The following is a 23,653-nucleotide window of genomic DNA, read 5'->3' on the forward strand; positions in this document are numbered from 1 at the left end:
TTTTATGTAGAGCACTTTTTAATCTACAAAGCAATAAACTGTCTTCAAAGTGACTTAAAAATGTAAGAAAAGTGTCATTTTTAATCCATAGAATCAACTCAACAAATATACCCACAAAATTTACGGATTTATTATGACAACTGCTTCTAACCACCCAACACGTCGCGAAGTTTTAAAATGGTTTTCGGGGATTCCTTTCCTTCCATTAGGTGCGATGGCTACGGCAGCAACGTTAGCAGGTTGTAATGATAGTGATGATAGTTCTGTAATCACACCAACACCGCAACCAAGTAAATTAAAAAATGCAAAATTCACAGCAATGTCGGCGCCTACGACTGCAGCAGATCGCGCAACGACTTTAGTGAATTCTAAATTAAAAATTGACTGGGAAAACTCAACCAGTACTGAATACCAACTTGCTTATAAACCCTTCTTTAAAACAGGTGATAGCGTACCAAAGCACGGTGGTGGAACTATTATCGCGGGTGGTTATTTTGATGTTAATGGCAATCCAATTATGGATAAATCGGTTGCTGGTAAAGAGCGTCAGTTCTTTTCTGACTGTCCAGATGGTTCGTCTTTAATTCAATTAGAAGGTGCAAAAGTTGAAGGCGTAGCAAACCCTGTGTTCCACGTTGTTCAATTTGAATATAACTCTAAAGACCAAGCAGGCGGTGACACTTACGGTCAACTACCATCTCCAATCGCAATTTTGACTTTAGATCAAGACCCGAAAACAGGTCACTTAGAGCTAAAAAAATACTTCAATGTTGACACTGCTCCTGTTCATGGCTTATGGATCACTTGTGGTGCAAGTTTATCGCCTTGGAACACTCACTTATCGAGTGAAGAATATGAGCCGGATGCATTCAATCAAGGCATTGGTGGTACAGATCCAAAATATCTTGGGAAATACTTCTTTGGTGATGAAACTAAAGCAAACCCATATAACTATGGTCATTTGCCAGAAGTAACGGTTAACCTAGATGGTACTGGTAGTATTAAAAAGCATTATTGTTTAGGTCGTATTTCTCATGAACTTATTCATGTTATGCCAGACAACCGTACAGCGCTCATGGGTGATGACTACACCAACGGTGGTTTCTTCATGTTCGTTGCTGATAAAGAAAAAGATTTATCGGCAGGTACGCTCTATGTTGCTAAATACATCAATACGCTAACTGAAACATCACAAGCCAGCATTCAATGGATCAAACTTGGTCACGCGACAAGTAAAGAAATTGAAGATTTAGTTGCTGGTGGAATTAAATCAACTGACATCATGGAAAGTTTAACAACCAATCCAAATGATGCTAGTTACACTGAAATCACTTTGGCAAAGAAACAGCTTTGGGTAAAACTTAAACCAGGCATGGAAAAAGCGGCCGCTTTCTTGGAAACACATCGCTATGCAGCGTTAAAAGGTGCAAGTATGGCGTTCACCAAGATGGAAGGTACTAACGTAAATATTAAAGATAAAATTGCGTACTCTGCTTTAGCTAATATTCAAGATTCAATGGTTGTTGGCGGTAAAGGTTATGTTGCGGAACATAATGTAGGATTCTCTAAAAAGATTACTGCTGGTGGCGTGCTTGCACACAAATTAGGTAAAAGCTTTACAGATAATGAAGGCAGCGCAATCAATAGCGAATGGGTTCCTCTTTATTCATATATGTTGTTAATGGGTGAAGATCTTTCTGAGAAAGATAGCTTAGGTAATACAGCTCACCCAGACAAAGTTGCTAGCCCAGACAACCTGAAGTTCTCTGAAACTTTACGTACATTATTTATTGGTGAAGACTCGGGTAACCACGTGAATAACTTCTTGTGGGCATACAATGTAGATACTAAAGAGTTAACACGACTGCTTTCTACACCAGCAGGTGCAGAGTCAACAGGTTTACATGCTGTAGATTCAATTAATGGTTGGACTTACATCATGAGCAACTTCCAACACCCAGGCGATAGCAGCAGTGTACCTGATGATGTAAAAGCATTAATTAACCAAAATTATAATAATGGTTATAGCGCAAACGTCGGCTATATTACAGCAGACCCAATTGCCCCTTCTGTTACAACCAAATAATTTTTCATAACATCTTTAAGTATTAAAGCTGGCCAAGGTCAGCTTTAATGTTTTTTACAGTCGACTTTCACTTTTTATGAAAAAAATTATAGAACATTTCATTAACTTATCATCAAAACGTCAAAGCCTCGTCACATTCACAAACTAAGCTCATGAAGAATTTTAGAACAATCTCTTTATTTACTTAGGAATTTCCCATGACAGAGCTGACGCCATATCATGAAGACCAAGAACTGGACAATAATACTTCTGACAATACCCACTTTCGCGACATTTTAGAACAACACATCAGTCGCCGTAGTTTAATTACAAAAGCAGCAAGCGGTGCGGTAGCACTAACTTTAGCCTCTACCTTAACAGGCTGTAATGATAGTGACGATGACTCAGGTTCAAACAATGGTGAGACTACACCAGTAGATCCAAATAAAAAACCAGAAAAATTAACTTTTACCGCAGTTGCGAAAAACCATAACGATATTGTGACTGTACCTGAAGGTTATGAAGCGAATGTCATTTATGCTTTGGGTGATTCAATCAACCCAAGAGTTGGAGATTGGGATGACAATAATATTCCATCAGGCCCAAGCTTCCAGTTCCGTTCAGGGGATTGTCATGACGGCATGCATTTCTTTGGTTTAAATACTTCAACAAAAAACTTTGATGAAAGTATTTCAGCTGAAGGCTTATTGGTGATGAATCACGAATATATCAACCAAACGTTCCTTCACCCCAAAGGCCCAACAAAAGTTGATGGACGCCGCCCTGAAGATGAAGTCATTCGTGAAACCAATGCACATGGGGTTTCTATTGTTCACATCAAAAAAGATGCAGCAACTCAAAAAGTAACAATTGATAAAAACTCTATTTTTAATCGTCGTATTACCGCTTCTACAGTTATGGAGTTTGCAGGTGCAGCAGCTGGTTCTGGCTTGCTTGCAACTCGCTTCTCACCTGCTGGACGTCAAACACGTGGCACTCATAATAACTGCGGTAATGGTTATACGCCTTGGGGCACATACTTAACTACTGAAGAAAACTTTATTGGTTATTTCCAACGTTCAGGTAGTGATGAATATGCACGTACAGATGCAGAAAAAATTGCATTAAAACGTTATGGTTTAGGTGTTAAAAAAGATGAACCTTATTTGTATGAGAAAGATGAAAAAGGTGCTCCTAAAAAAGATAAAGATGGCAATATCATTTACTTAAAAGATAAAAATGGTGAGTTCATCCCTAACGTTGATGAACAAGGGCGCCAAATTTATTTAGGCACAAGTTCACGTTACGGCTGGGAAACAGCAATTGGTCAAGTAGAGTCACAAGACTTGTATGATCGCTGGAATGCTGATGTAAAAACTGCACAAGCTACCCAAGATTATCGTAACGGTCCAAATACATTCGGGTGGATGGTTGAGATTGATCCATTTGATGGACGTCAAAATCCAGTTAAACGTACCTCATTAGGTCGTTTTGCACATGAAGATAGTGCTTGCCGTGCTGTAGTAGGTCAGCCATTAGCGTTTTATATGGGTGATGATTCTCGCGGTGAGTACATCTATAAGTTTGTCTCTACCGCAGTGTGGGATGCCAAAGATGTAAATCGTGGCTATACAGCTGGCGACAAATATATGAACGCGGGTAAATTGTATGTTGCCAAATTTAATAACGATGGTACAGGTCAATGGATTGAGCTTGCATATGGTAAAAATGGCTTAAATGAAAGTAATTCGACTTACCCATTTAAATCTCAAGCAGACGTTGCCACATTTGCACGTTTGGCAGGTGATGCAGTCGGTGCTACAAAAATGGACCGTCCAGAATGGTGTACGGTTAACCCAGTAAACGGCGAAGTCTATGTCACCCTAACCAACAACTCAAATCGTGGTAAAGATTACGCGACCGATGCTGTAAACCCACGTAACTACACAGACCTCTACAACGGCACTAAAGAGCAAAAGGGTAACATTAACGGTCACATTATCCGCTTTAAAGAAACTGATGACAAAACCACTGCCGAAACCTTCAAGTGGGATATTTATCTGTTTGGTGCAGAAGCATCGATGGCTTCAAACATCAACTTGTCTGGCCTAACCGACAATAATGATTTGTCATCTCCAGACGGGATGTGGTTTGACCCACGTGGCGTACTTTGGATTCAGACAGATGATGGTGCTTACACCGATGTTACTAACTGTATGATGCTTGCTGCACTACCAGGCCAAATTGGTGATGGTGGTACTGCAACTACGTCAAATGGCCAACAAACGCTAGTCGGTGCTAAAGTTACAGACTCAACACTACGCCGTTTCTTGGTTGGACCAAAGCAATGTGAAATTACAGGCATTGCCATGACACCTGACCACAAAGCAATCTTTATTAATGTTCAACACCCTGGTGAAGACTCGAAAAGTTACTCGACACCAGACAGTAACTGGCCTGCAACCCAGAAAGATCCAAGCAATAAAACTGCACGTCCACGTTCAGCAACTGTGGTGATTACCCGTAAAGATGGCGGTGTGATCGCGGGTTAATTCTTAAGTAATTAAAAATGCCGGTCAATTGATCGGCATTTTTATTATCATCGATTTAAGAGAACCTGTTGCTGAACGATTTGTCCACTATGCTCGCCTTGTTGGGTCTTTTCCAACCAAAGCCATTTATTATTGGTCATTCTTAGAAAGTTTGAGCAACGTGTTCCATACACAGGACTTTGAATAAAGGTTGAGGATAACAACTCCTCCATTTCTGGCTGGATGCCTGTATTGGGTAGTAATGCTGTCGTAACTTTACGCTCATCTTCAAGAATATCCCACGCCGCATGCTGTAAAGTTAACTCTTCCGTTTGGTGCTGAAGCATAGGCAAAAACTCTTGCGTAAAGCGTGTTCGTAAATGTTTAGTTTTCTCCCAATGTTCAGACATCAAGCCATTCGAAACCACGTAAACACCGTTAGCTAAGACTTGCGGCGCTTCACCACGGTTACTCATATAAACCGCTTGATCCGCATTTCCCATAAACAAATTAAAGCCAGCAAAATTCTGTTGCTGTTGTTCTAATTGTTGAGCAAATCGAATTGGCAATAAATCAGATTCTAAAAAAGCCTGAACCAAATGGCCCCGAGAAGTTTCATATGACTTTTGATCTCGTCCATCACGAAAATTGGTTAACACAGCCCATCGACCTTGAGGTGTTATTCCCATCCAAGTACCGCCCGACTGTAAGTCTTGCCCTGCAATAATCGGCGTATGATCCCATTGATGCAATAATGCGGTTGGTCGATGATAGAACTCATCCCGATTTGACATAAGACACAAGGGCATATCATCCAGAACATGCCATGCTAAAGCGACAATACACATCTTTTCTTATTCCCTATCTTTACACATTGAATGTACAACATTTTTCACATCATTCCGCTACAATCTGTCAAAACGTAAGATCAAGGAGCAGCAATGCTGACCTATCCTAATATCGATCCGGTCGCAATACATCTAGGACCTCTTCAAGTTCATTGGTATGGACTCATGTATTTATTGGCATTTTTATGTGCTTGGGGGCTTGCTTCCTACCGTGCCAAACAGCGTGATGGCTGGACATCGGACATGGTTTCCGATCTGGTGTTTTATGGTGCCTTAGGTGTCGTTCTGGGCGGTCGTGTCGGCTATGTCCTTTTCTATGAGTTTGATAAATTCCTTGAAAACCCGATTTGGCTCTTTCAAGTCTGGACAGGTGGTATGAGTTTCCACGGCGGCTTTTTAGGCGTCATGATTGCGATGTTATTTTGGTGTAAAAAGTACCAAAAAACATGGTTCCAAACCCTCGACTTTATTGCGCCATGTGTACCAACTGGCCTAATGTTTGGACGCTTTGGTAACTTCATTGGCGGAGAGTTATACGGCCGTGCGGTAACTGATCCTAATTACCCATTTGGTATGATATTCCCAACTGATCCATTACAACTGGTACGCCATCCATCACAAATTTATCAAGCAATTTGTGAAGGCTTAATCCTATTTATTATCTTGTGGTGGTTTAGTTCAAAACCACGTCCACGTATGGCAGTTTCTGCTTTATTCTTAATGGGTTATGGCGTTGCGCGCTTTGTGATGGAATTCTTCCGTCAACCCGATGCGGACCAAGGTTTTATTCTATTTGGCTGGATGACTAAAGGACAAATCCTCACCGTTCCAATGTTGCTGATTGGCCTTTGGATGATGTGGTATGCCTATCAAAAGAAAATTTATGACTGGGGTCCACAAAAGAACAGTTAATATGATAAATCAGAGGAGTTTCGGCTCCTCTTTTCTTTTTTATGCTACAGTTTTACTCTCCCAAAAATGAAGATATGCCATGCTGGAATTCTGGTTTGACACACAAGTCCCAACATTTAAAAAATTAGTGATTTTAATTATTACTTTGGCTATTTGTATTGGACTATATCAATACCAGCCTTTGCCATTAGATACGATTCTCATGTTTACTGGAACGGGTGTTATCTTTTTAATCTGCCGTTATTTTAAATTACATTTTGCTCAAAAAAATCCGACTGGCTTGCTTTACCGCCTGCTGACTTGGATCCCTATCGCACTGTTATTTGCACTTATCTTTGTTAAAACAATGCCGAACTTGCTGGTCTGGGGTGTTCAAGGAATTGCTTTCATGGCACTTGCAGCTTTTATCTTTTCACCTCAATCACTTTTTAATAAATAGGCTTGATATATGTTGGCTTATTGGTACAACGCTCCGCGCCACATCAAACTTATCTTTATTATTGTGGTTTGTGTTGCCATTTATGCAGCCAATCAAGCTCAGCCCTTATCGCCGACCTATACAATCCTTAGTCTTGTGTTAGGTTTTGGACTTCACTTCGGACAATATTTAAAAACAAAGATTTCAGATCGTAGCTCACATAAATCTAACTTTCAGTTTCTACTTAAAATTTATCCTCTCATTATTGTTGCTATTGTGATGTGGGTGCTGCCACCTCAACACAATTGGATCGCAACGATACAAGCTCTAGGCTTTGTACTGGTTGGATTTTTTCTTGTTTCAATTTATCAAAATCGTGCCAAGCGTTTTGAATAATTACGCCTCTTGAAATGCCATAGAACTATTTTTAGATTTTCATCTTGAGCTACAACAGGTATCATCTTTGAGTATTTATATATTCGAGTATTTATATTTGAGTATTTATTTATCATTGAGCTATCTCCCCCTTTTATTTGATGGAATTAATCCGAACTCGAGAGTGTTATGCGTGCATATTTAGACCTACTACAACATATCCTTGATAATGGCGGTGACAAAGGCGACCGTACAGGCACAGGAACCCGTTCTGTATTTGGTCATCAAATGCGTTTTGATCTCTCTAAAGGTTTTCCTTTACTCACCACAAAAAAAGTTCATTTCCGTTCTATCGTGATTGAGTTACTTTGGTTTTTAAAAGGCGACACCAACGTCCAATATCTAAAAGATAATAAAGTTTCAATTTGGGACGAATGGGCAACAGCAGAACAAACTGCTCGTTTTGGCCGCCCAGAACATGAGCTTGGGCCTGTTTATGGTCATCAATGGCGTAATTTCGGTGCAACAAAAAAGGCGGATGGTACTTATAACCAAGATGGTTTTGACCAGATTAAATGGTTAATTAATGAAATTAAAACCAACCCAAATTCACGCCGTTTAATTGTTTCTGGCTGGAACCCAAATGAAGCGGGACAAGTTGCATTACCACCTTGCCATACGCTCTTCCAATTTTTTGTACAAGACAATAAGTTGTCATGCCAGCTTTATCAACGTAGTGCCGATGTATTCTTAGGCGTACCTTTTAACATCGCGAGTTATGCCCTACTCACCCATATGATTGCTCAAGTATGTGGTTTAGGTGTTGGTGATTTTGTCTGGACTGGTGGTGATACGCATCTTTATGCCAACCATTTTGAACAAGCTAAACTTCAATTGACACGTGAGCCTTTACCACTGTGCCAATTGAAACTAAACCCAGAAATAACTGATTTGTTTGATTTCAAATTTGAAGATATTGAAATTGTAGGTTATGAATCACACCCTGCAATTAAAGCACCAGTTGCAGTATAACGACGGCTTAAATTTCATTAGATTACGGTTTAGAGAATAAAGATTATGGCATGGCAAAATGTAGAAGTTGTCCACGTTGTGGCAATGGACAAGAATCACTGTATTGGTAAAGGCAATGCGTTGCCATGGCATATTTCTGCCGACTTAAAACACTTTAAAGAAATCACCCAAGGCGGTGTGGTCGTAATGGGCCGCAAAACACTTGAGTCTATGGGCCGTGCTCTACCAAACCGTGTGAACTGGGTAATTACCCGTGATATTAACTGGCAATTTGACGGTGTTAAGGTTGCATACTCAATTGAAGATGCTTTAAACGCAGCTTTAGAAGATGTAAAAAATACTGAAAAACAAGCATTGTTCATCATTGGTGGCGGTGAGATATTCAAGCAAACTTTATCAATTGCAGACCGTCTTGAACTCACTCATGTTGACTTAGATGTGCAAGGTGATGCACATTATCCAACAATACCGAGTGAATTTCATAAAATTGCGAGTGAACAGCAAGTTGATGAAAAATCAGGAACTTCATTCGAATTTGCCACTTATAAAAAATAATTTTATGGATACCTATGCACAATATCGGAACACGTGAATTTATTATTGCTCTACTTTTTGGGCTGCTACATAGTCTATTCACGCTGTTTATTGTGTTCTCTAGTATTTGGGTATGTGTAGCACTCTGGGTTCAACAACCTTTTGGATGGTTAGGCAGCCGCATACTCATCGGTATCTGGATTGCTTTTGCACTGAGTATGGCGGGCTTATATGTTGAAGGTCATATTATTAGCCGCCGTACCGATATCCTGATTTATCTTTTAGCGTTTGCCTGCTCTCTTGTTTGGTATTTTTCCATTACTGCACGTCAAGATCGCGACTGGAACCCAGAAGTTGCCAATATGCTGAGCTATGAAAAGCACGGCGATGTAATCACTTTACACAATGTTCGTAACTTCAACTGGCATCCTGATGGAACTTATGATGTGCGATGGGAAACCCGAACATTTGATCTTAAGCAATTAAATGGCATAAACATCATTACCTCTTACTGGATGGGACCACAAATTGCTCACACACTGGTGAGCTTCGAATTTAAGAATCAGCAACCTTTAGTCTTCTCAATAGAGATTCGCAAAGAAAAAACTGAAGAGTTTTCAGCAATTGGTGGTTTTTTTAGAAAATATGAACTTAGCTTAATTGCTTCTGATGAAAAAGATATTGTCTATACGCGTAGCAACATCCGTAAAGAGCAAGTTTATAATTTCCCAGTCAATATGCCACGTAGCGAGCAAAAAGCGCTATTTTTAGAATATCTTAAGAAATCGGATGAGCTACGTGCAGAACCGAGGTGGTACAACACGCTTACGAGTAACTGTACAACTTTAATTTTTGATATGGTTCAAGCGATTAACCCCTATGAACTTCCTAAAGATTATCGTTTAATCGCTTCAGGTTACTTACCTAATTATTTATATGACCTTAAAGCACTCAATCAAAATATCAGTTTAAAACAGTGGTATCAAATTGCGCATATCAACCCACGTACTGAAAATTTTGAACAGCTTTCAGATCAGAGTAGTCAACACTTCTCTCAAATCGTTCGACAAGGTTTACCTAAAGCTAAATGAAATAAGTAATGCACTTTTCTTTACTTTTTTATACATGCTTTACTTTGTATTTTAAATACATAAACCCTATTGTAATAGGCAGGAAATAGAGGGAAAAACAATGCAACAGGCATTATTTGGCGGCGGCTGTTTTTGGTGCGTCGAAGCTGTATTTTTACAAATACGCGGTGTAGAAAAAGTAACTAGTGGTTATGCAGGTGGCCACACAACTAATCCTACCTACGAAGAAGTATGTCAAGGAGACACCCAGCACGCTGAGGTGATCTTAGTCGACTTTGATGAAGCGCAAGTAACTTACTCCCAGTTACTCGACGTGTTCTTTGCGACTCACGATCCAACGACTTTAAATCGCCAAGGTAATGATATCGGCACACAATACCGCTCTGTTATTTACTATTATAATGAAGAGCAGAAGCAGGCAGCGGAACACACGATTCAGACTCTAAAAAATGACGATCTTGATATTGTGACTGAGCTGTCTCCTGTCCCGACCTTCTATCCGGCAGAAGAATATCATCAGAACTACTATGCAAAGAATCCTTCACAAGGTTATTGCAACTTTGCGATTCCACCTAAGCTGCTTAAGCTATATAGTAAATTCCAGCATCTGATGAAAGATCAATAAATCAGAACAATAAAAAAGCAACCAAAGTGGTTGCTTTTTTATTAAGTAAACTAAATTTTAGTTTTCACTTACAAAGGCAATATCGCTCAGTCCGGCTTCACTGGCGCGAGACATTACCTGAGCAACAGTATCGTACTTCGACTCTTTATCAGCACGAAGTTGAACTGTTGGTTTCACATCACCTTGACCTGCTTCTTGAAAACGTTTTTGAAGCTCATCTAGGCTAATTACTTGAGTATCCCAAGCCACTTCACCATTTGCATTGATACTAATCGTAATTGCTTTTGGTGGTGGATCAATAATTTCAGCAGTTGTTTTAGGAAGCGTTAATGGAATCGATGGGTTGGCAACTGTTGCTGTGACCAAAAAAATGATCATTAACACCAACATAATGTCGATTAGCGGAATGAGGTTCATCTCATTCATGCCACTATCGTGGTCTTCACCCAATTGAAAAGCCATTAAGCTTGACCTCCAACATAACTTTGCTGTGCAGTTTTAACATCAGACTTTACAGTTGAGTCTTGCTGCAACATCGTGTCAATTAACAAGCTATGCGCTTGATCTTGTAAGTCATGAGCAAGACCACGATTTGCACGTACACAGATGTTATAAGCCAATACCGCAGGAATCGCCACTGCAAGACCAAGACCCGTCATAATAAGTGCTTCACCTACTGGTGTAGCCACTTGAGCCAAACCTGCTTGTCCGCTTTTACCTACCGCAACCAGCGCATGGAAAATACCCCAAACAGTACCAAACAAACCTACGAATGGTGCAATTGAAGCAATCGTTCCTAAAACCGAAATACCTTTATCAGCATTGGCTTTTTCAGCAGAAATCTGACGAAGTAATGCCTGCTCTGCAACCGCTTTACGCTGTTCAAAACTCAAAGGTTGTAACTTTGCTTTTAGCGAAGAGATAGCCTGAGAAAGTTGAGCATAAGCTTGTTGTTTTAGCTGGCGAGTCCCCATCAAACGTAAGATGAAAACTGTCCAGGTAGCAATCGACATTGCCAATAAGATGAAATACAGGGTTTTACTCACTGCATCTGCATGTTGCCAATAGATTGAAAAGTTCATATTGAACTCCTGATTAAGGTTAGCCGTTGGGACTCAAATTCATTTAAGGGGTTAAATCAAAGGGTTGCTCTGCTCTAATTGGATAAGCAACACCATTTTCCATATAAGGTTTAAATTTCGCACCGCGAACAGCACGGACAACTTTGTCGTCTAGGCTAGAAATACCACTACTTCTAGTCACTCGTACATTAATAATTTTGCCTTTTTCATCGGCTTCAATGAGTACGACAACAGAACGTGCTTCGCCTTGTAAATCTTTTGGAGAAACTGTTAAACGTGGTGAACGACTCCACTGTACCCCCGAGCCACCAATTGAAACTCGTTTTGGTGATGGATCTGGAGCAGGTTGAGCTTTAGGCGCTTCTTGTACCACTGGCTTCGGTTTTTCTACAACTTTTTCAGTAACAGTTGTCGTTGTCGTCACTACTTTGGTTTCAACTTTAGGTTCTGTCTTTACTGTCTCTTTTGGTGTTTCAGCTTTTTTCACCTGTTGAATTTTTTCCACTTTTTTCGGTGGTGTCACAGGCTTTTCAACAACTTTAACTTCTTTTACCTCTTTTTTAGGTTCCGGCTTTTTAGGCGGTTCCTTTGGTTTAGGAGGTAGTGGTTTTGGTTGCTCTTGAATTTTTACGAAACGTACCTGTAAAGGCTTCTTATCGATTGGCTTTAATTCAGCAGGCTTAATATGGCTAACTGCCCATAAAACCCCGATATGACCAATTGCAACCGCAATTAGTGCCGTGATGACTTTCTTTTTCATCGGATTGGGAGAGTTTAAGGCTGCGGAAGATTGACTCATAAGAATCTAATTACCTAATGGATGATGATTTCAGATTTCTATTTACAGAAACGATTTCAAACATCGGATAGAACAATAAAGTGCCACAATAATAAATGAGAAGTGTTTTCATTTGCAACTATTTTTTGAGAAAAACATTTGCTCAAGATTGCTCCTTTGTATCAGTTGAGTGTCTTTGCTTTTGTTTTCTCATAGTTACATGAAATGGAATCTCTTATTCACAATGTATTTACTCTCACTTATATAGTTAGACTAATTTCACTGTGAATAGACCAAATCCTAACATACATCTACTTAAATTTGTTACGTTATATCATTTCAATAATATTTTTGATATAAAAAAACACGCAAGAAGCGTGTTTTTTAAAGTAAGTGTTGTTTAAAAAACAACAGTCTTATTACCATCTACAATAATACGGTCTTCCAAATGCCATTTTACTGCGCGAGCCAACACATTACGCTCTACGTCTTCACCTAACTCACGTAATTGCTCAACATTATAGTCGTGGCTTACACGCTCAACGTCTTGCTCAATAATTGGGCCTTGGTCTAGGTCAGCAGTCACATAGTGAGCTGTCGCACCAATCAACTTCACACCTTTTTCATAAGCTTGCTTATATGGGTTAGCACCCACGAAAGCTGGCAAGAAAGAATGATGGATATTGATGATTTTCATTTCCCATTTCGCAACAAAATCTTCGCTTAGAATTTGCATGTAACGTGCAAGAACCAATAAATCGTTGCCTTGCATCATTTCATCAATTTGCGCATAAGCTTCAGCTTTATTGTCTTTAGTGACTTTGATTACTGTAAATGGAATACCGAAGTTCTCAACAGATTCACGTAAGTCTTCATGGTTTGAAATCACATGCGTAATTTCACAAGGTAACGACCCACGCGCATGACGCCACAATAACTCAAGTAAAGCATGGTCGACTTTAGAAACTAAAATACCAACCTTTTTAATATCGTTTACGAAAGCAAGGCGCCATTGCATGCTATAACGCTCAGCAACGTTCGCAGCAAATGTTTGAATTAATGCGTCTTTACGTGACTGTAAATGATCAAGTTCAAATTCCACACGCATGAAATAACGTCCGCCCTGAGCTTCCGTCGCATACTGATCAAGCGCGGTAATGTTTGCACCCTGATGGTACAAAAAGCTCGATACAGCCTGTACGATCCCAGGCTTGTCTTCACAAGTAATCAGTAAACGGGCTGTATTGGCAGTGGTCATATTCATTTGGTTAATATCACTTAATTGAGTCAAATTTTTAATAAGCCGAGTATTCTAGCGCTCTAAATAAGCAAGCACAACTATTCATCTTTTAAGGACGACAAGCTGGCAAATAGATCAGAAGGCCCTAATGACTCAAGCAACTGCTCGTAAGTCTCTCGACTTTCTCCCATAAGATAAGGCCCTTCAAGAAAAACCATTTGACGTAAAGCTTGCCAAACCCATCTTTCTTCTAAATGGTTATTGTCACTGATATGGCCAGACATATATAAAAAGTTTGTCCAATTCGTTAATACAATCCATAAGTTAATAATGAGCGCTTCAATTTCAGATGGTGTCATTTTCATAAGACCGGCATCGACAAAGGCTTGATAAATTTTTTGCCCTTGCTGCATTACCTGCCCCGCAAAACGCGGATAAATCTTTTTAAAGTCTTCGTTACTTTCAACTAAATGATAAACATCACGATGAATAAAACGGTAACTCCAGAGTTGACCACTTAACACTTGAAAATAGTTGATTTTATCATTGGTCGTTAGTGGTCTGTCTTCAGGTAAAGAAAGCATGTCCAGAGTCTCAACCTGATATTGGTACATTAATTCCTTAATGATTTCATGCTTATTCCGAAAATGATAATACAAATTTCCAGGACTAATACCTAACTCCGCAGCAATATGATTGGTTGTAACCGACCGTTCACCTCGCTCATTAAAAAGCTGCAAACTGATTTGTAAAATCCGGTCCTTTGTCTTCAGAGCTTTAGGTTGAGACATTTTAATAACCTTTAATAATTCACATGGTTAAGACTTGAACACATAAACTGACTTGACTATTTAGAGTATTTACTCTAAAAAATAAGTATATCAATATATTTGGTAAGTACCGATGAACAGTCAAACAAAAACAAATCCAGAGACTCAGCTTCCTTATGATGTTAAGCATTTACATGATTTGCTTGAACAACAAAAGCTGGCTTACCTACGCCATCCGGTACCCACTGCTAAAGAGCGTATTGATCGTTTAGCTCGTCTTAAAAGAGTCTTGGTAAAATATCAAGATCAGATTGCCGAAGCAATTAACCTTGATTATGGCAATCGTGCAGTTATGGAAACAAAAATTGGTGAGCTACTCACCAGTTTGGAGCAAATTAAGTATTACAGTAAACATCTAACTGCATGGATGAAGCCATCAAAACGCCATATTAGTGTATTACATCAGCCTGCAAAAGGTTGGGTACAATATCAACCTATGGGTGTGATTGGTATTATTACACCTTGGAACTACCCATTATTGCTTTCAGTTGGGCCTTTGATCTGTGCGTTAGCTGCAGGCAACCATGCAATGATCAAAATCTCTAGCGCTTCGCCAAACTTTGGACGAGTCCTTGAAAGTGCACTAGCTGAAGCATTTCCACAAGAATTAGTGGCTGTGGTGAATGGTGGTGGCGTTATCTCAGATGCTTTTAGTCATTTGCCTTTTGACAAAATGATTTTCACAGGCTCAACTTCTGTTGGTAAAACAGTAATGGCAGCTGCAGCTCAAAACCTTGTTCCCGTGATTCTTGAGTTAGGTGGAAAATCTCCTGCCCTTGTGCATGCGTCAATGGACATGAAAGATGTAGCTCAGCGTATCGCTGTAGGAAAATTATGGAATGCGGGACAAACTTGTGTTGCACCAGATCATATTTTCTTACCACGCGGCAAAACTGCCGAGTTCATTGAAAACTTTAAATTGATTGTGGCTGGAATGTACCCTCATTTCCGCAACAACCAAGACTATACTTCTATTATTAATGATAAACAGTACAACCGGATTCAAGGCTATCTCGAAAACGCCCGCGATCAAGGTGCACGTATTGTTGAAATTAACCCGCAAAATGAAATTTTAGATGATGTCCGTAAAATTGCACCGACTTTAGTCACTGGTGTGACAACTGCAATGGATATTATGCAAAATGAAATCTTCGGGCCTATTCTGCCGATTTTAGAATATGACCAAATAGAAGAAGTCATCGAGTTTATTAATAGTCGTCCGCGCCCTTTAGCAATGTATTATTTTGACTATGATCAAGCACGTGCTGACTATATTGCACAGCACACCCATTCAGGGCATTTCGGAATTAACATGGTAATTACTCATGTTGCACAAGATGATTTACCTTTCGGCGGAATTGGCGCATCAGGTATGGGTAAATATCACGGGCCAGAGGGCTTTTTTAGCCTTTCTCATGAGCGTTCGGTGATGTCAAATCCAAAACTTTATAGCCTTAAATACATTCTTCCACCGTTCAATAAGCCTATTCATCGTTTCATTTCGAAAACCTTGTTGCGCTAACTGATCAAGGCATGATCTGTTATACTAAATCATGCCTCGTTTTTACCAATTTCGCTTGTCTTTTAATCGTATTTTTGGTATAAAACGCCCCTTGAATGAATTCATCCGTTTACATTTAGTATGACTGGCCACAGATTTGCTGTTGGCTGAATCAATGGAGTTACACCATGTCTAAGGTTTGCCAAGTTACCGGCAAGCGTCCAGTCGTTGGTAACAACGTCTCACACGCCAACAACAAAACCAAGCGCCGGTTCGAGCCGAACCTGCACCACCACCGTTTCTGGTTAGAAAGCGAAAAACGTTTTGTACGTCTTCGTTTAACCACTAAAGGTATGCGTATTATTGACAAATTGGGTATCGAAAAGGTTGTTGCAGACCTTCGTGCTCAAGGTCAAAAGATCTAAGGAGTCTGAGCAATGCGTGATAAGATTCGCCTCGTTTCTTCAGCTGGTACAGGTTACTTCTATACCACGACTAAAAACAAACGTACTATGCCGGAAAAAATGGAAATCAAAAAATTTGATCCAAAAATCCGTCAACACGTGATTTTCAAAGAAGCTAAAATCAAATAATTTTAGCCTCGAAAAAAACGACTTCTTTATGAAGTCGTTTTTTTTGCATTTTTTTTATACCTACCTTTTTGTTAAACTTTATCTATATTCCGCCTTGGCATTTTTTATGCTTGTCTTTAGCCTAACTCACGTAAAAGGAGTTTTTAGTGCCGCATGACGTAGATTTAATTATTTTACTTGCTGTTGGTTTCGGTGTTGCCCTCATTTTTGGCTACCTTGCAGCCCGATTACGACTCCCTCCTCTTATCGGCTATTTAATTGCCGGAATTATTATTAGCCCAAATACACCAGGTGTAGAAGCAGATATTCATCTTGCTAACCAGCTTGCAGAACTCGGGGTCATGTTCCTGATGTTTGGTGTAGGGATGCACTTTTCATTAAAAGATTTATTGCAAGTTCGACGCATTGCCTTACCAGGCGCAATTTTACAGATCGCTGTTGCAACCTTACTGGGTATTGGGGTTTCAATGCTATGGGGCTGGAGTTTTGGTTCAGCACTTGTTTTTGGTTTAAGTCTGTCGTGTGCGAGTACGGTTGTACTATTAAAAGCTTTAGGAGACCGTGGGCTTTTAGATTCAGTTAACGGCAAAATTGCTGTAGGCTGGCTGTTAGTGGAAGACTTAGTGATGGTACTGGTTTTAGTACTCCTTCCTGCTACAGCAGTTTTACTCGGTGGCAAAGCACCAGCAGGTGCAGATGGTAATATCTGGTTAACCCTTGGGATAACCTTATTAAAGGTGATTGGCTTTATTGCCTTTATGCTCATAGTAGGTAAACGTGTAGTACCTATTATTATGCAGTTCGTTGCACGTTTAGGCTCAAGAGAGCTATTTACGCTGACCGTCGTCGCTGCTGCCGTTTCAATTGCCTATGGTTCATATGCCATCTTTGGGGTTTCAATGGCATTAGGAGCTTTCTTTGCGGGCATGGTTGTTAAAGAATCAGACTTTAGTCATCGTGCTGAGGAAGAGACTCTCCCACTACGTGAAATTTTCTCGATTTTATTTTTCGTTTCTGTGGGCATGCTGTTTGATCCACACATTCTTGTTGAGAGCCCACTACATATTTTAGCTGTTATTGCGATTATTATGGTGGGTAAGACACTTGCTGCAATGGCATTGGTTTTATTTTTCCGCTATCCAATCAATACAGCTTTAACAGTCGGGGCAAGCCTTGCACAAATTGGTGAGTTTTCATTTATTTTGGCGACCTTGGGTGTTTCTTTAGGATTATTAAGCTTAGAAGCTCAAAACCTGATTCTAGCAGGCGCTTTATTCTCAATTACGCTCAACTCGTTCATCTTCTCAGCTATTGAGCCTGTACAACGCTGGATTCGCGAGCGTTCTCACTTAGCCCGACTTCTTGAACGTAGTGGTGACCCATTAGCTATGTTACCCGATGAAGTTGATCAAGCTTACTTACGTGATCAGGTCGTGATTGTTGGATATGGCGGTGTGGGACGACGCATCACTGAAAATCTAATTAATGAGAATATTAAGGTCGTTATTGCAGAAGAAAATCGTGAAATCGTAGAAAAACTACGTCAGGCAAATATTGCTGCGGTGAGCGGTGTTGCTACCGAACCGAGCGTTTTAATTCAAGCACATATCATGCATGCACGACTCTTGGTGATCTCCCCTATGGATATTTTAGATATCCACCGTATTGTGAGCATTGCCAAGCAATTAAATCCTCAAATTCAGGTATTAATTTGCGCAGAAAGCAAAGAAGAAGCAGCAATTATCCGTGAAGAAAATATTGGCGAAGTGTTCTATGCAAAAGAAGAAATGGCAAAGAATATGAGTCACCATATATTAAATCAGATCGAGCTTGCCCATCAGTCAACAATTCATTAACCCATATAAAAAGCGTACTTAAAAGTACGCTTTTTTTAACTCAAGAATTTAGGCTGTTCGTCTAATACCTCAGCCTGCCACTCGTTTACCTGCTTCTCTAGCAGTCCAAACAATGCAGCCTGAATCATATGCTGAGCAACAACTGGAGTCTGCTCACCCAAGATTGCTTTGACTTCATCGCTAAATTGAATTTTAACCAAGGGTTCATTTTCAGAACCTGCATTACGCAAGGCGAGTTCACCACCTTCGAGTTGAACCAATTCCAACACTGCTTCTTGATTTCCAAATAACTCTTTCAATTGCTGTATAGACATATACTTCCTCCATGTTTCAACATGGTGGCAAAGCACCCTTGCACTTTGCTTCTCTTGTCTTATTTATATAGGCACACCTAGTCTAAATTTCAAGCATCTAGGCAGTTTAATTTTAGAACTCGACCATTTCATTACGAAAACCATCAATTAAATGGCTTAATTCTCGGTGCCATTCACGCAAGATTTTAACATCTGGCAACCAAGACTGAGGACCTTGTGTCACTTTAATAATGAGATTAGAAGAAGTTTCTTCTTCTGGAGTCGGTTCTTTTGGTTCTGGGGCGTATTGGCACATACGATAAGCACGTTTTAACTCCGCAACAAAACCATCTTTTGCCAATTGCTGCAAAACGGACACTTCAGGAGAAACCTGCCCTTTTGCCGCCATATGTTCCTCAATAGATTTTAAAGTAGGTTGCAAATCATTTAAACGGTAATAACGTACCAATTCTTGTAAGAACGCTAACATTGCGCCATGTAAATGAAATACGGCTGTTTCACGATAAGCTTGTACCTGCTGTACATGATCGGTCTGCTCTGCCTGTTGACACGCTAGACGTGCGAAATAGAGCTTCTGATTGGTACGATCGGCATGATAACGAGCAACACGTGACATAACTAAACTTTCCTGTTCTAAAATCGCCATTGCAATAGCTATTCTTAGCTTAACGACTCCATTGATAAAATCAACGTTATTTATGGTAAATCCAGCTCAACTTGATAAATTTTACGTTTAGCTAAAATTTTTACTGGCTGCCTTAAAGGGCGAACATTACTTAAAACCCAAGCAAAATACCCTTCACTCCAAGCAGATGCACATGCTGACTCAATTTCATCATTTCGCCAACTATGAACAGAGTCGACATCAACTAAAGCGACAGCAACTCCTTCTTCTTCATCAATATCTTTGTTCAGAAAGTTGTGGTTTTCGACAATTAATAGATCTTTCACTGGTAACTGTGTAGGTGTCCATGAACGTACCTCAAGTGTTTTTATACCTTGAGCGATACGAGTACCATTTGGCGTTACAATCGAAAGGGCTAAAAATTGTCTTTTCATAAGAAAAACTTATTCTTCGGCTGCTTTAACTCGAATTCCATAGCCTTTAACTTTTAGCGTATTTAAGCCTTTAATTGCCTTAATCGCTTCACGTGGATTAGGCATTTCAACAAAACCAAAGCCTTTCGATTTACCTGTGTCTTTATCAGTCACAAGAACACATGTATCAACTTTACCATATGCCTTAAACAACTCTAAAACTTCAGCTTCACTTACAGCACGATCTAAATTACGAACTAATATCTTCATTTTCTAACCTTAATTGGCAATAAAAGGGAGGGCCAATATACATTTAAGTAATCACAGCGTCTTATACAGTAGTTTAGTCCAGATCGATACCAAAACCTAAATTTACTGCAGGAGATCTGTTCCATTGTTTTTTAGTAAATTGCTGAGGTACTTGTCTATGTATCTTTGCTTGAACTAAATGTGTAGGTAAATCATTTAAGAAATAACTCTCGACTTTACGACCTTGCTCGTCATACGTGTCTTGTGACCACGTATTAAGATTTTGTTTCGTCAAGATTAATTCATTTTCAGCACGTGTTAAGGCCACATACAGCACACGGCGTTCTTCCTCAACATCAGCAAAATCACCCTGTGCTCTTGCATAAGGATATTGATTTGGTGATACATGAGGTACATAACAAACTTTCTGTTCGGCCCCCTTAGCTGAATGAATCGTAATTAGAGTCACTAAATCTTGATCAGCAGCTTTTTCAATTTCAGAAACTGAAATAGGTTCAAGCACATATTCTTCAAGGAATTCACCCAACGATGCATGCTTACGCGCAAGTTGCTTAACCAAATCAAAGTCTTTTAAACGGCGTGACCAGTCTTTAGTTTTATAATTTTGCTCTAGCTGCTCGCCTAAAGCATCAAGAGCTAAGCCAATACTTGCTTCAACATGCTGCTGTAGTACATCTAACTGTTTTAAAATTAAAATTGCTTGTAAAGGGACCTTGCCATGGCGTTCAAGTCGTTGACAGCGTTCTTCAACATCAGCAATTCCCATTAGCTCTTGGGCTAACTTACTCGCTCCAACATCACCAATTCCATCCCATAAGGTTAAAAACCGCATCCAAGCCAAATCATCGTGAGGGTTGCTCACAATACGTAGCAGGCTTAGTACATCTTTTACATGGGCCGACTCAAGAAGTTTTACTCCACCAATAAAGCGATAAGGTATTTCAGCAGCAATAAAAGCCCCTTCTAGATATCGGGCACTATAGCCAGAACGTACCAAAACCATATGGTCATGCCAGTTTGCACCTTGTTGATGGCGCGTTATTAAATCTTGTGCAATCCAGTTTGCTTCTTCAAACTCATTACCAAACAAATGTAGCTGTGGCTTTTGCCCTTGGCCACGATGTGCTTGTAGCTGTTTTTGATAATCAATTGGGCTATGTGCCAACAGCCAGTTCGATAAATCTAGAATTTCTTGGGTCGAGCGGTAATTTAAAGCCAGTGTAAGTACTTCTGCATCAGGTATTCGCTCTTTAAAAGAATGAATATTTTCAAAGTCGGCGCCACGAAAGCCATAAATGGACTGCGCATCATCACCCACACAAAATAACTTCACTTTACCAATTAAGGGTTGCAACAAAGCCCATTGCAAAGGGTTTGTATCTTGCATTTCATCAACTAGCAATGCCTGACAGAAGCCTGCCACCCAATTGGTGAGCGCTTCTGAGTTTTGTAAATGCACCGCCACAATCGACAAGATATCGTCGTAATCTAAAAAATTACGCTCTTTCTTACGTTGCTCATAAGTTTTCATCAACTCAGCAATTTGTGCCTTGTGCTCGTAGGCTTCTGGAAGTTGCTTAAGCAGTGCTTCAGAAAGTTTGGTTTGAGTATTTCGAGCAAAAGAATACAAATCGCACAGCTCTGCCGCTTTAGGTAAAACGTTATCTTTGTCTTTACCTCTTAATAAGCGAAACATCAGCAACTGATCATCACGATCAATAATACTAAATTGATTTAAACCAAAAGCTTGTGGGTTACGGCGCAGCAAATACATACAAAAAGTATGAAAAGTCGAAGCTCTTAAGCCTTTTGCATGTGCTCCTACATGCTGCTCGACTCTTGCAACAATTTCACTCGCAGCACGTCGAGTAAAAGTTAAAATCTGGATTTGGTTTGCTGGCAAGCCTTGATCAATTAAATAAGCGGCACGAGCAACAATAGTCTTTGTCTTGCCACAACCAGCACCCGCCAAAACTAAACAGTTCTGAGCAGTCGTCGTGGCTGCTTTTTTTTGCTGAGCATTCAGTTCATTAATTAATTTTGCAAGACTCATAACACATATCGCTAAAACACCAAGACATAGTTTAACAGACCGAGGCAACAGATGCGTCTGCCATCCTAAAAACAAAAAAGAGCACCTAAAGTACTCTTTGATACAGTATTTTTATTTAAGATACTGTTTTTGAACTAGATGGCAGATGCTTAATCGCTGAAGCCAAACCTAGAAAATTAATTCCTTGAAATAAGATATCAATAGCAAGGAACATTCCTAACACCCAAAAAGGCGAATCTTTGGAAACTAAAATTAAAATACCGGTAGCGAGCGTTAATAACCCTGAAAATAGGGTCCAGCCCCATCCAGTAATTGGCTTAAGTAAAATCGCATTTACTGTACGTATAGCCCCGGCAATAATCAGTGCTATAGATAATAAACTCGTCAAAACCACTGCTGTGGTGACAGGAGTAGAAAAAGCGTAATAACCAGCCATTAAATAAAGTATGCCAAAAAGTGCCCATAACCATCGACTAGCACCTTTAAAAACACTCATAGCCGCGACAAGATGTAAAACACCTCCGACCATCATGAGTATTCCAAATAAAAAAACGACAGAAAAGGTCGCAAATGGTAATGAACTAAATAAAATCAGACCAAAGCCAATAAGCACAAAGCCTAATATCAAATACCACTTACGATCAGCATGTAACTGATTACGTACCAAATCATTACCGACAGTTTTCATCATGGCTACTCTTATTATCAGGTATTAGAATTTCATCTACCCAATAATAGTGATGCACTTCACATTTTTTGTCTGTATAAAATCTGCATCGTTTCTTAACAATTGATGTGGATAAAGCAGTATTTATCCACAGTTTTATTTCACCCAGCCAATTTCTTGGGCTGTAGGTAAACCTATGATTGTTTCATGTAAACCATTCGGCATTTTACTGCTCTGCTCAGATAACGGTGTTCGACCACCCATAATTTCAGCGTCAATTTGTGGATATAAAGGCACTTTTTCAGGTTGCGCATAACCTAAAGGATAAAGTGGTTGTCCTGTTTGTAAATCATATTTGTCTTGTGCTCCAAAGCCATGTAATAGCTCATGAACAATCACGACCTGATTTTGTGAGGCTTGTGTTTTGGACGCAAATAAATTCACACTACCAATACGACCTTTTTCTAAAGCAGTCGAATGGATCAAAACTTTTTGATAATTTGGGTCGTAATAATTTAAGTAAAGTTTGAGTGATGCCCCCTTATCTTCAGGTTGTTGATACCGCCATGCATAAAAACGAAACTTTAAACTCCACCACATTACATGAAAGATATTGCCATTCTGAGGAACCTCAGGAGGTCGTTGTTGTAACGGTTGCCCTAAACGAATTATAAAGTTCCCTGATTGACCACGATAATGTTGTGACCACTGCTCTAAATAGGTTTTTATTTTTTCAAAATCAGTGTTTTGCAATTGATGGATATAGCTCTGTGATGTCTGTAAACCATCGGCGTTAATAGGATGTAAAACGACAACAATAGGTTGATCCCAATCTTGGTTTTGATCTCGCCATGCCTGAACAGCAACAATCAATAAAATAATTAACAAACATAAAACTCGAATGTTTTTCCACATTCTTTTTCCCCATAAAATTAAAATTTTCTTTTATTGTTTTAGATATAAAAAATGCTAGCTGAGCTAGCATTTTTTATTGTGGACT

General features: G+C 39.6%; 26 protein-coding genes. 13 read left to right on the top strand and 13 right to left on the bottom strand.

From position 1 onward, the window contains the following. The first annotated feature begins 133 nt into the window (after positions 1-133). Both SOI81_RS15100 and SOI81_RS15105 read left to right on the top strand, forming a co-directional pair. Complete coding sequence (locus tag SOI81_RS15100) at positions 134-2,086, top strand: PhoX family protein (RefSeq protein ID WP_239974866.1); 1,953 nt, start codon at positions 134-136, stop codon at positions 2,084-2,086. 197 nt (positions 2,087-2,283) lie between these two features. Then, positions 2,284-4,617 carry a PhoX family phosphatase gene (locus SOI81_RS15105; protein WP_320540955.1) on the top strand — a complete coding sequence of 778 codons (2,334 nt, stop codon included), beginning with the start codon at positions 2,284-2,286 and terminating at the stop codon, positions 4,615-4,617. 47 nt (positions 4,618-4,664) lie between these two features. On the opposite strand, the gene SOI81_RS15110 is transcribed toward SOI81_RS15105, so the two are convergent. After that, complete coding sequence (locus tag SOI81_RS15110) at positions 4,665-5,444, bottom strand: NRDE family protein (protein ID WP_239974868.1); 780 nt, start codon at positions 5,442-5,444, stop codon at positions 4,665-4,667. 93 nt (positions 5,445-5,537) lie between these two features. Here SOI81_RS15110 and lgt point away from each other — a divergent pair, with 93 nt between their 5' ends. From lgt to msrA, 7 genes are all read left to right on the top strand, one after another. Next, positions 5,538-6,356 (top strand): prolipoprotein diacylglyceryl transferase, encoded by an 819-nt coding sequence (gene lgt / locus SOI81_RS15115; RefSeq protein WP_016142272.1) that lies wholly within the window; start codon positions 5,538-5,540, stop codon positions 6,354-6,356. Between the two features lie 79 nt (positions 6,357-6,435). After that, positions 6,436-6,795: a hypothetical protein gene (locus SOI81_RS15120; protein WP_031947294.1), complete on the top strand. Its 360-nt coding sequence runs from the start codon at positions 6,436-6,438 to the stop codon at positions 6,793-6,795. A gap of 9 nt (positions 6,796-6,804) precedes the next feature. Further along, positions 6,805-7,170: a hypothetical protein gene (locus tag SOI81_RS15125; protein ID WP_239974870.1), complete on the top strand. Its 366-nt coding sequence runs from the start codon at positions 6,805-6,807 to the stop codon at positions 7,168-7,170. A gap of 168 nt (positions 7,171-7,338) precedes the next feature. Then, complete coding sequence (thyA, locus tag SOI81_RS15130; RefSeq protein ID WP_016142275.1) at positions 7,339-8,181, top strand: thymidylate synthase; 843 nt, start codon at positions 7,339-7,341, stop codon at positions 8,179-8,181. 45 nt (positions 8,182-8,226) lie between these two features. Then, entirely contained in the window at positions 8,227-8,736 is a 510-nt protein-coding gene (folA, locus tag SOI81_RS15135) for a dihydrofolate reductase (RefSeq protein WP_032035374.1), read from the top strand. A gap of 14 nt (positions 8,737-8,750) precedes the next feature. Next, positions 8,751-9,806, top strand: coding sequence for a DUF4105 domain-containing protein (locus SOI81_RS15140; protein ID WP_239974872.1), 1,056 nt, complete (start codon positions 8,751-8,753; stop codon positions 9,804-9,806). A gap of 100 nt (positions 9,807-9,906) precedes the next feature. Continuing rightward, entirely contained in the window at positions 9,907-10,431 is a 525-nt protein-coding gene (gene msrA / locus SOI81_RS15145; protein WP_239974874.1) for a peptide-methionine (S)-S-oxide reductase MsrA, read from the top strand. Positions 10,432-10,488: 57 nt separating this feature from the next. Here the strand turns inward: msrA and SOI81_RS15150 are convergent, their stop codons facing one another. The 5 genes from SOI81_RS15150 to SOI81_RS15170 form a co-directional block, all read right to left on the bottom strand. Then, positions 10,489-10,893, bottom strand: coding sequence for an ExbD/TolR family protein (locus SOI81_RS15150; RefSeq protein ID WP_000885432.1), 405 nt, complete (start codon positions 10,891-10,893; stop codon positions 10,489-10,491). Next, positions 10,893-11,513, bottom strand: a complete 621-nt coding sequence (gene exbB, locus SOI81_RS15155; RefSeq protein WP_016142278.1) for a MotA/TolQ/ExbB proton channel family protein — start codon at positions 11,511-11,513, stop codon at positions 10,893-10,895. The genes SOI81_RS15150 and exbB overlap by 1 nt, the downstream gene beginning before the upstream one ends. A 43-nt stretch (positions 11,514-11,556) precedes the next feature. Beyond that, complete coding sequence (locus tag SOI81_RS15160; RefSeq protein ID WP_032054359.1) at positions 11,557-12,312, bottom strand: energy transducer TonB; 756 nt, start codon at positions 12,310-12,312, stop codon at positions 11,557-11,559. Between the two features lie 379 nt (positions 12,313-12,691). Further along, positions 12,692-13,555, bottom strand: a complete 864-nt coding sequence (gene purU / locus SOI81_RS15165; RefSeq protein ID WP_016142280.1) for a formyltetrahydrofolate deformylase — start codon at positions 13,553-13,555, stop codon at positions 12,692-12,694. 74 nt (positions 13,556-13,629) lie between these two features. Then, positions 13,630-14,322, bottom strand: coding sequence for a TetR/AcrR family transcriptional regulator (locus SOI81_RS15170; RefSeq protein WP_016142281.1), 693 nt, complete (start codon positions 14,320-14,322; stop codon positions 13,630-13,632). Between the two features lie 112 nt (positions 14,323-14,434). On the opposite strand from SOI81_RS15170, the gene calB reads away from it, so the two are divergent. The 4 genes from calB to ybaL all read left to right on the top strand — a co-directional run bounded on the left by calB (position 14,435) and on the right by ybaL (position 18,311). After that, positions 14,435-15,883, top strand: coding sequence for a coniferyl aldehyde dehydrogenase (gene calB, locus SOI81_RS15175; RefSeq protein WP_002115149.1), 1,449 nt, complete (start codon positions 14,435-14,437; stop codon positions 15,881-15,883). 167 nt (positions 15,884-16,050) lie between these two features. Further along, complete coding sequence (rpmB, locus tag SOI81_RS15180; protein ID WP_000048256.1) at positions 16,051-16,287, top strand: 50S ribosomal protein L28; 237 nt, start codon at positions 16,051-16,053, stop codon at positions 16,285-16,287. A gap of 12 nt (positions 16,288-16,299) precedes the next feature. Continuing rightward, the gene (gene rpmG / locus SOI81_RS15185; protein ID WP_001205031.1) at positions 16,300-16,455 is read left to right on the top strand and encodes a 50S ribosomal protein L33; all 156 of its coding nucleotides are present in this window, start codon (positions 16,300-16,302) and stop codon (positions 16,453-16,455) included. A gap of 146 nt (positions 16,456-16,601) precedes the next feature. Continuing rightward, positions 16,602-18,311 carry a cation:proton antiporter gene (gene ybaL, locus SOI81_RS15190; RefSeq protein ID WP_224992324.1) on the top strand — a complete coding sequence of 570 codons (1,710 nt, stop codon included), beginning with the start codon at positions 16,602-16,604 and terminating at the stop codon, positions 18,309-18,311. Between the two features lie 35 nt (positions 18,312-18,346). Here the strand turns inward: ybaL and SOI81_RS15195 are convergent, their stop codons facing one another. The 7 genes from SOI81_RS15195 to SOI81_RS15225 form a co-directional block, all read right to left on the bottom strand. After that, entirely contained in the window at positions 18,347-18,625 is a 279-nt protein-coding gene (locus SOI81_RS15195) for a hypothetical protein (RefSeq protein WP_002114792.1), read from the bottom strand. Positions 18,626-18,737: 112 nt separating this feature from the next. Further along, positions 18,738-19,241, bottom strand: a complete 504-nt coding sequence (locus tag SOI81_RS15200; protein WP_016142283.1) for a DUF6586 family protein — start codon at positions 19,239-19,241, stop codon at positions 18,738-18,740. Between the two features lie 80 nt (positions 19,242-19,321). Beyond that, positions 19,322-19,684 (bottom strand): ASCH domain-containing protein, encoded by a 363-nt coding sequence (locus SOI81_RS15205; protein WP_239974875.1) that lies wholly within the window; start codon positions 19,682-19,684, stop codon positions 19,322-19,324. A 9-nt stretch (positions 19,685-19,693) separates the two neighbouring features. Further along, the gene (gene rbpD / locus SOI81_RS15210; RefSeq protein WP_002115113.1) at positions 19,694-19,933 is read right to left on the bottom strand and encodes an RNA recognition motif domain-containing protein; all 240 of its coding nucleotides are present in this window, start codon (positions 19,931-19,933) and stop codon (positions 19,694-19,696) included. Between the two features lie 73 nt (positions 19,934-20,006). Continuing rightward, positions 20,007-21,986 (bottom strand): ATP-dependent helicase, encoded by a 1,980-nt coding sequence (gene pcrA / locus SOI81_RS15215; RefSeq protein ID WP_320540956.1) that lies wholly within the window; start codon positions 21,984-21,986, stop codon positions 20,007-20,009. Positions 21,987-22,101: 115 nt separating this feature from the next. Then, positions 22,102-22,674, bottom strand: a complete 573-nt coding sequence (locus SOI81_RS15220; protein ID WP_025470384.1) for an HdeD family acid-resistance protein — start codon at positions 22,672-22,674, stop codon at positions 22,102-22,104. Positions 22,675-22,809: 135 nt separating this feature from the next. Next, positions 22,810-23,568 (bottom strand): hypothetical protein, encoded by a 759-nt coding sequence (locus tag SOI81_RS15225; RefSeq protein WP_320540957.1) that lies wholly within the window; start codon positions 23,566-23,568, stop codon positions 22,810-22,812. Between the last annotated feature and the right edge of the window lie 85 nt (positions 23,569-23,653).

The organism is Acinetobacter pittii (genome assembly GCF_034067285.1).
GTDB lineage: Bacteria > Pseudomonadota > Gammaproteobacteria > Pseudomonadales > Moraxellaceae > Acinetobacter > Acinetobacter pittii_E.

Excerpts from the sequence above, each read along its gene's own strand:
- SOI81_RS15100 (WP_239974866.1), top strand. The coding sequence starts at position 134 with ATGACAACTGCTTCTAACCACCCAACACGTCGCGAAGTTTTAAAATGG.
- SOI81_RS15105 (WP_320540955.1), top strand. The coding sequence starts at position 2,284 with ATGACAGAGCTGACGCCATATCATGAAGACCAAGAACTGGACAATAAT.
- SOI81_RS15110 (WP_239974868.1), bottom strand. The coding sequence starts at position 5,444 with ATGTGTATTGTCGCTTTAGCATGGCATGTTCTGGATGATATGCCCTTG.
- lgt (WP_016142272.1), top strand. The coding sequence starts at position 5,538 with ATGCTGACCTATCCTAATATCGATCCGGTCGCAATACATCTAGGACCT.
- SOI81_RS15120 (WP_031947294.1), top strand. The coding sequence starts at position 6,436 with ATGCTGGAATTCTGGTTTGACACACAAGTCCCAACATTTAAAAAATTA.
- SOI81_RS15125 (WP_239974870.1), top strand. The coding sequence starts at position 6,805 with ATGTTGGCTTATTGGTACAACGCTCCGCGCCACATCAAACTTATCTTT.
- thyA (WP_016142275.1), top strand. The coding sequence starts at position 7,339 with ATGCGTGCATATTTAGACCTACTACAACATATCCTTGATAATGGCGGT.
- folA (WP_032035374.1), top strand. The coding sequence starts at position 8,227 with ATGGCATGGCAAAATGTAGAAGTTGTCCACGTTGTGGCAATGGACAAG.
- SOI81_RS15140 (WP_239974872.1), top strand. The coding sequence starts at position 8,751 with ATGCACAATATCGGAACACGTGAATTTATTATTGCTCTACTTTTTGGG.
- msrA (WP_239974874.1), top strand. The coding sequence starts at position 9,907 with ATGCAACAGGCATTATTTGGCGGCGGCTGTTTTTGGTGCGTCGAAGCT.
- SOI81_RS15150 (WP_000885432.1), bottom strand. The coding sequence starts at position 10,893 with ATGGCTTTTCAATTGGGTGAAGACCACGATAGTGGCATGAATGAGATG.
- exbB (WP_016142278.1), bottom strand. The coding sequence starts at position 11,513 with ATGAACTTTTCAATCTATTGGCAACATGCAGATGCAGTGAGTAAAACC.
- SOI81_RS15160 (WP_032054359.1), bottom strand. The coding sequence starts at position 12,312 with ATGAGTCAATCTTCCGCAGCCTTAAACTCTCCCAATCCGATGAAAAAG.
- purU (WP_016142280.1), bottom strand. The coding sequence starts at position 13,555 with ATGAATATGACCACTGCCAATACAGCCCGTTTACTGATTACTTGTGAA.
- SOI81_RS15170 (WP_016142281.1), bottom strand. The coding sequence starts at position 14,322 with ATGTCTCAACCTAAAGCTCTGAAGACAAAGGACCGGATTTTACAAATC.
- calB (WP_002115149.1), top strand. The coding sequence starts at position 14,435 with ATGAACAGTCAAACAAAAACAAATCCAGAGACTCAGCTTCCTTATGAT.
- rpmB (WP_000048256.1), top strand. The coding sequence starts at position 16,051 with ATGTCTAAGGTTTGCCAAGTTACCGGCAAGCGTCCAGTCGTTGGTAAC.
- rpmG (WP_001205031.1), top strand. The coding sequence starts at position 16,300 with ATGCGTGATAAGATTCGCCTCGTTTCTTCAGCTGGTACAGGTTACTTC.
- SOI81_RS15195 (WP_002114792.1), bottom strand. The coding sequence starts at position 18,625 with ATGTCTATACAGCAATTGAAAGAGTTATTTGGAAATCAAGAAGCAGTG.
- SOI81_RS15200 (WP_016142283.1), bottom strand. The coding sequence starts at position 19,241 with ATGTCACGTGTTGCTCGTTATCATGCCGATCGTACCAATCAGAAGCTC.
- SOI81_RS15205 (WP_239974875.1), bottom strand. The coding sequence starts at position 19,684 with ATGAAAAGACAATTTTTAGCCCTTTCGATTGTAACGCCAAATGGTACT.
- rbpD (WP_002115113.1), bottom strand. The coding sequence starts at position 19,933 with ATGAAGATATTAGTTCGTAATTTAGATCGTGCTGTAAGTGAAGCTGAA.
- pcrA (WP_320540956.1), bottom strand. The coding sequence starts at position 21,986 with ATGAGTCTTGCAAAATTAATTAATGAACTGAATGCTCAGCAAAAAAAA.
- SOI81_RS15220 (WP_025470384.1), bottom strand. The coding sequence starts at position 22,674 with ATGAAAACTGTCGGTAATGATTTGGTACGTAATCAGTTACATGCTGAT.
- SOI81_RS15225 (WP_320540957.1), bottom strand. The coding sequence starts at position 23,568 with ATGTGGAAAAACATTCGAGTTTTATGTTTGTTAATTATTTTATTGATT.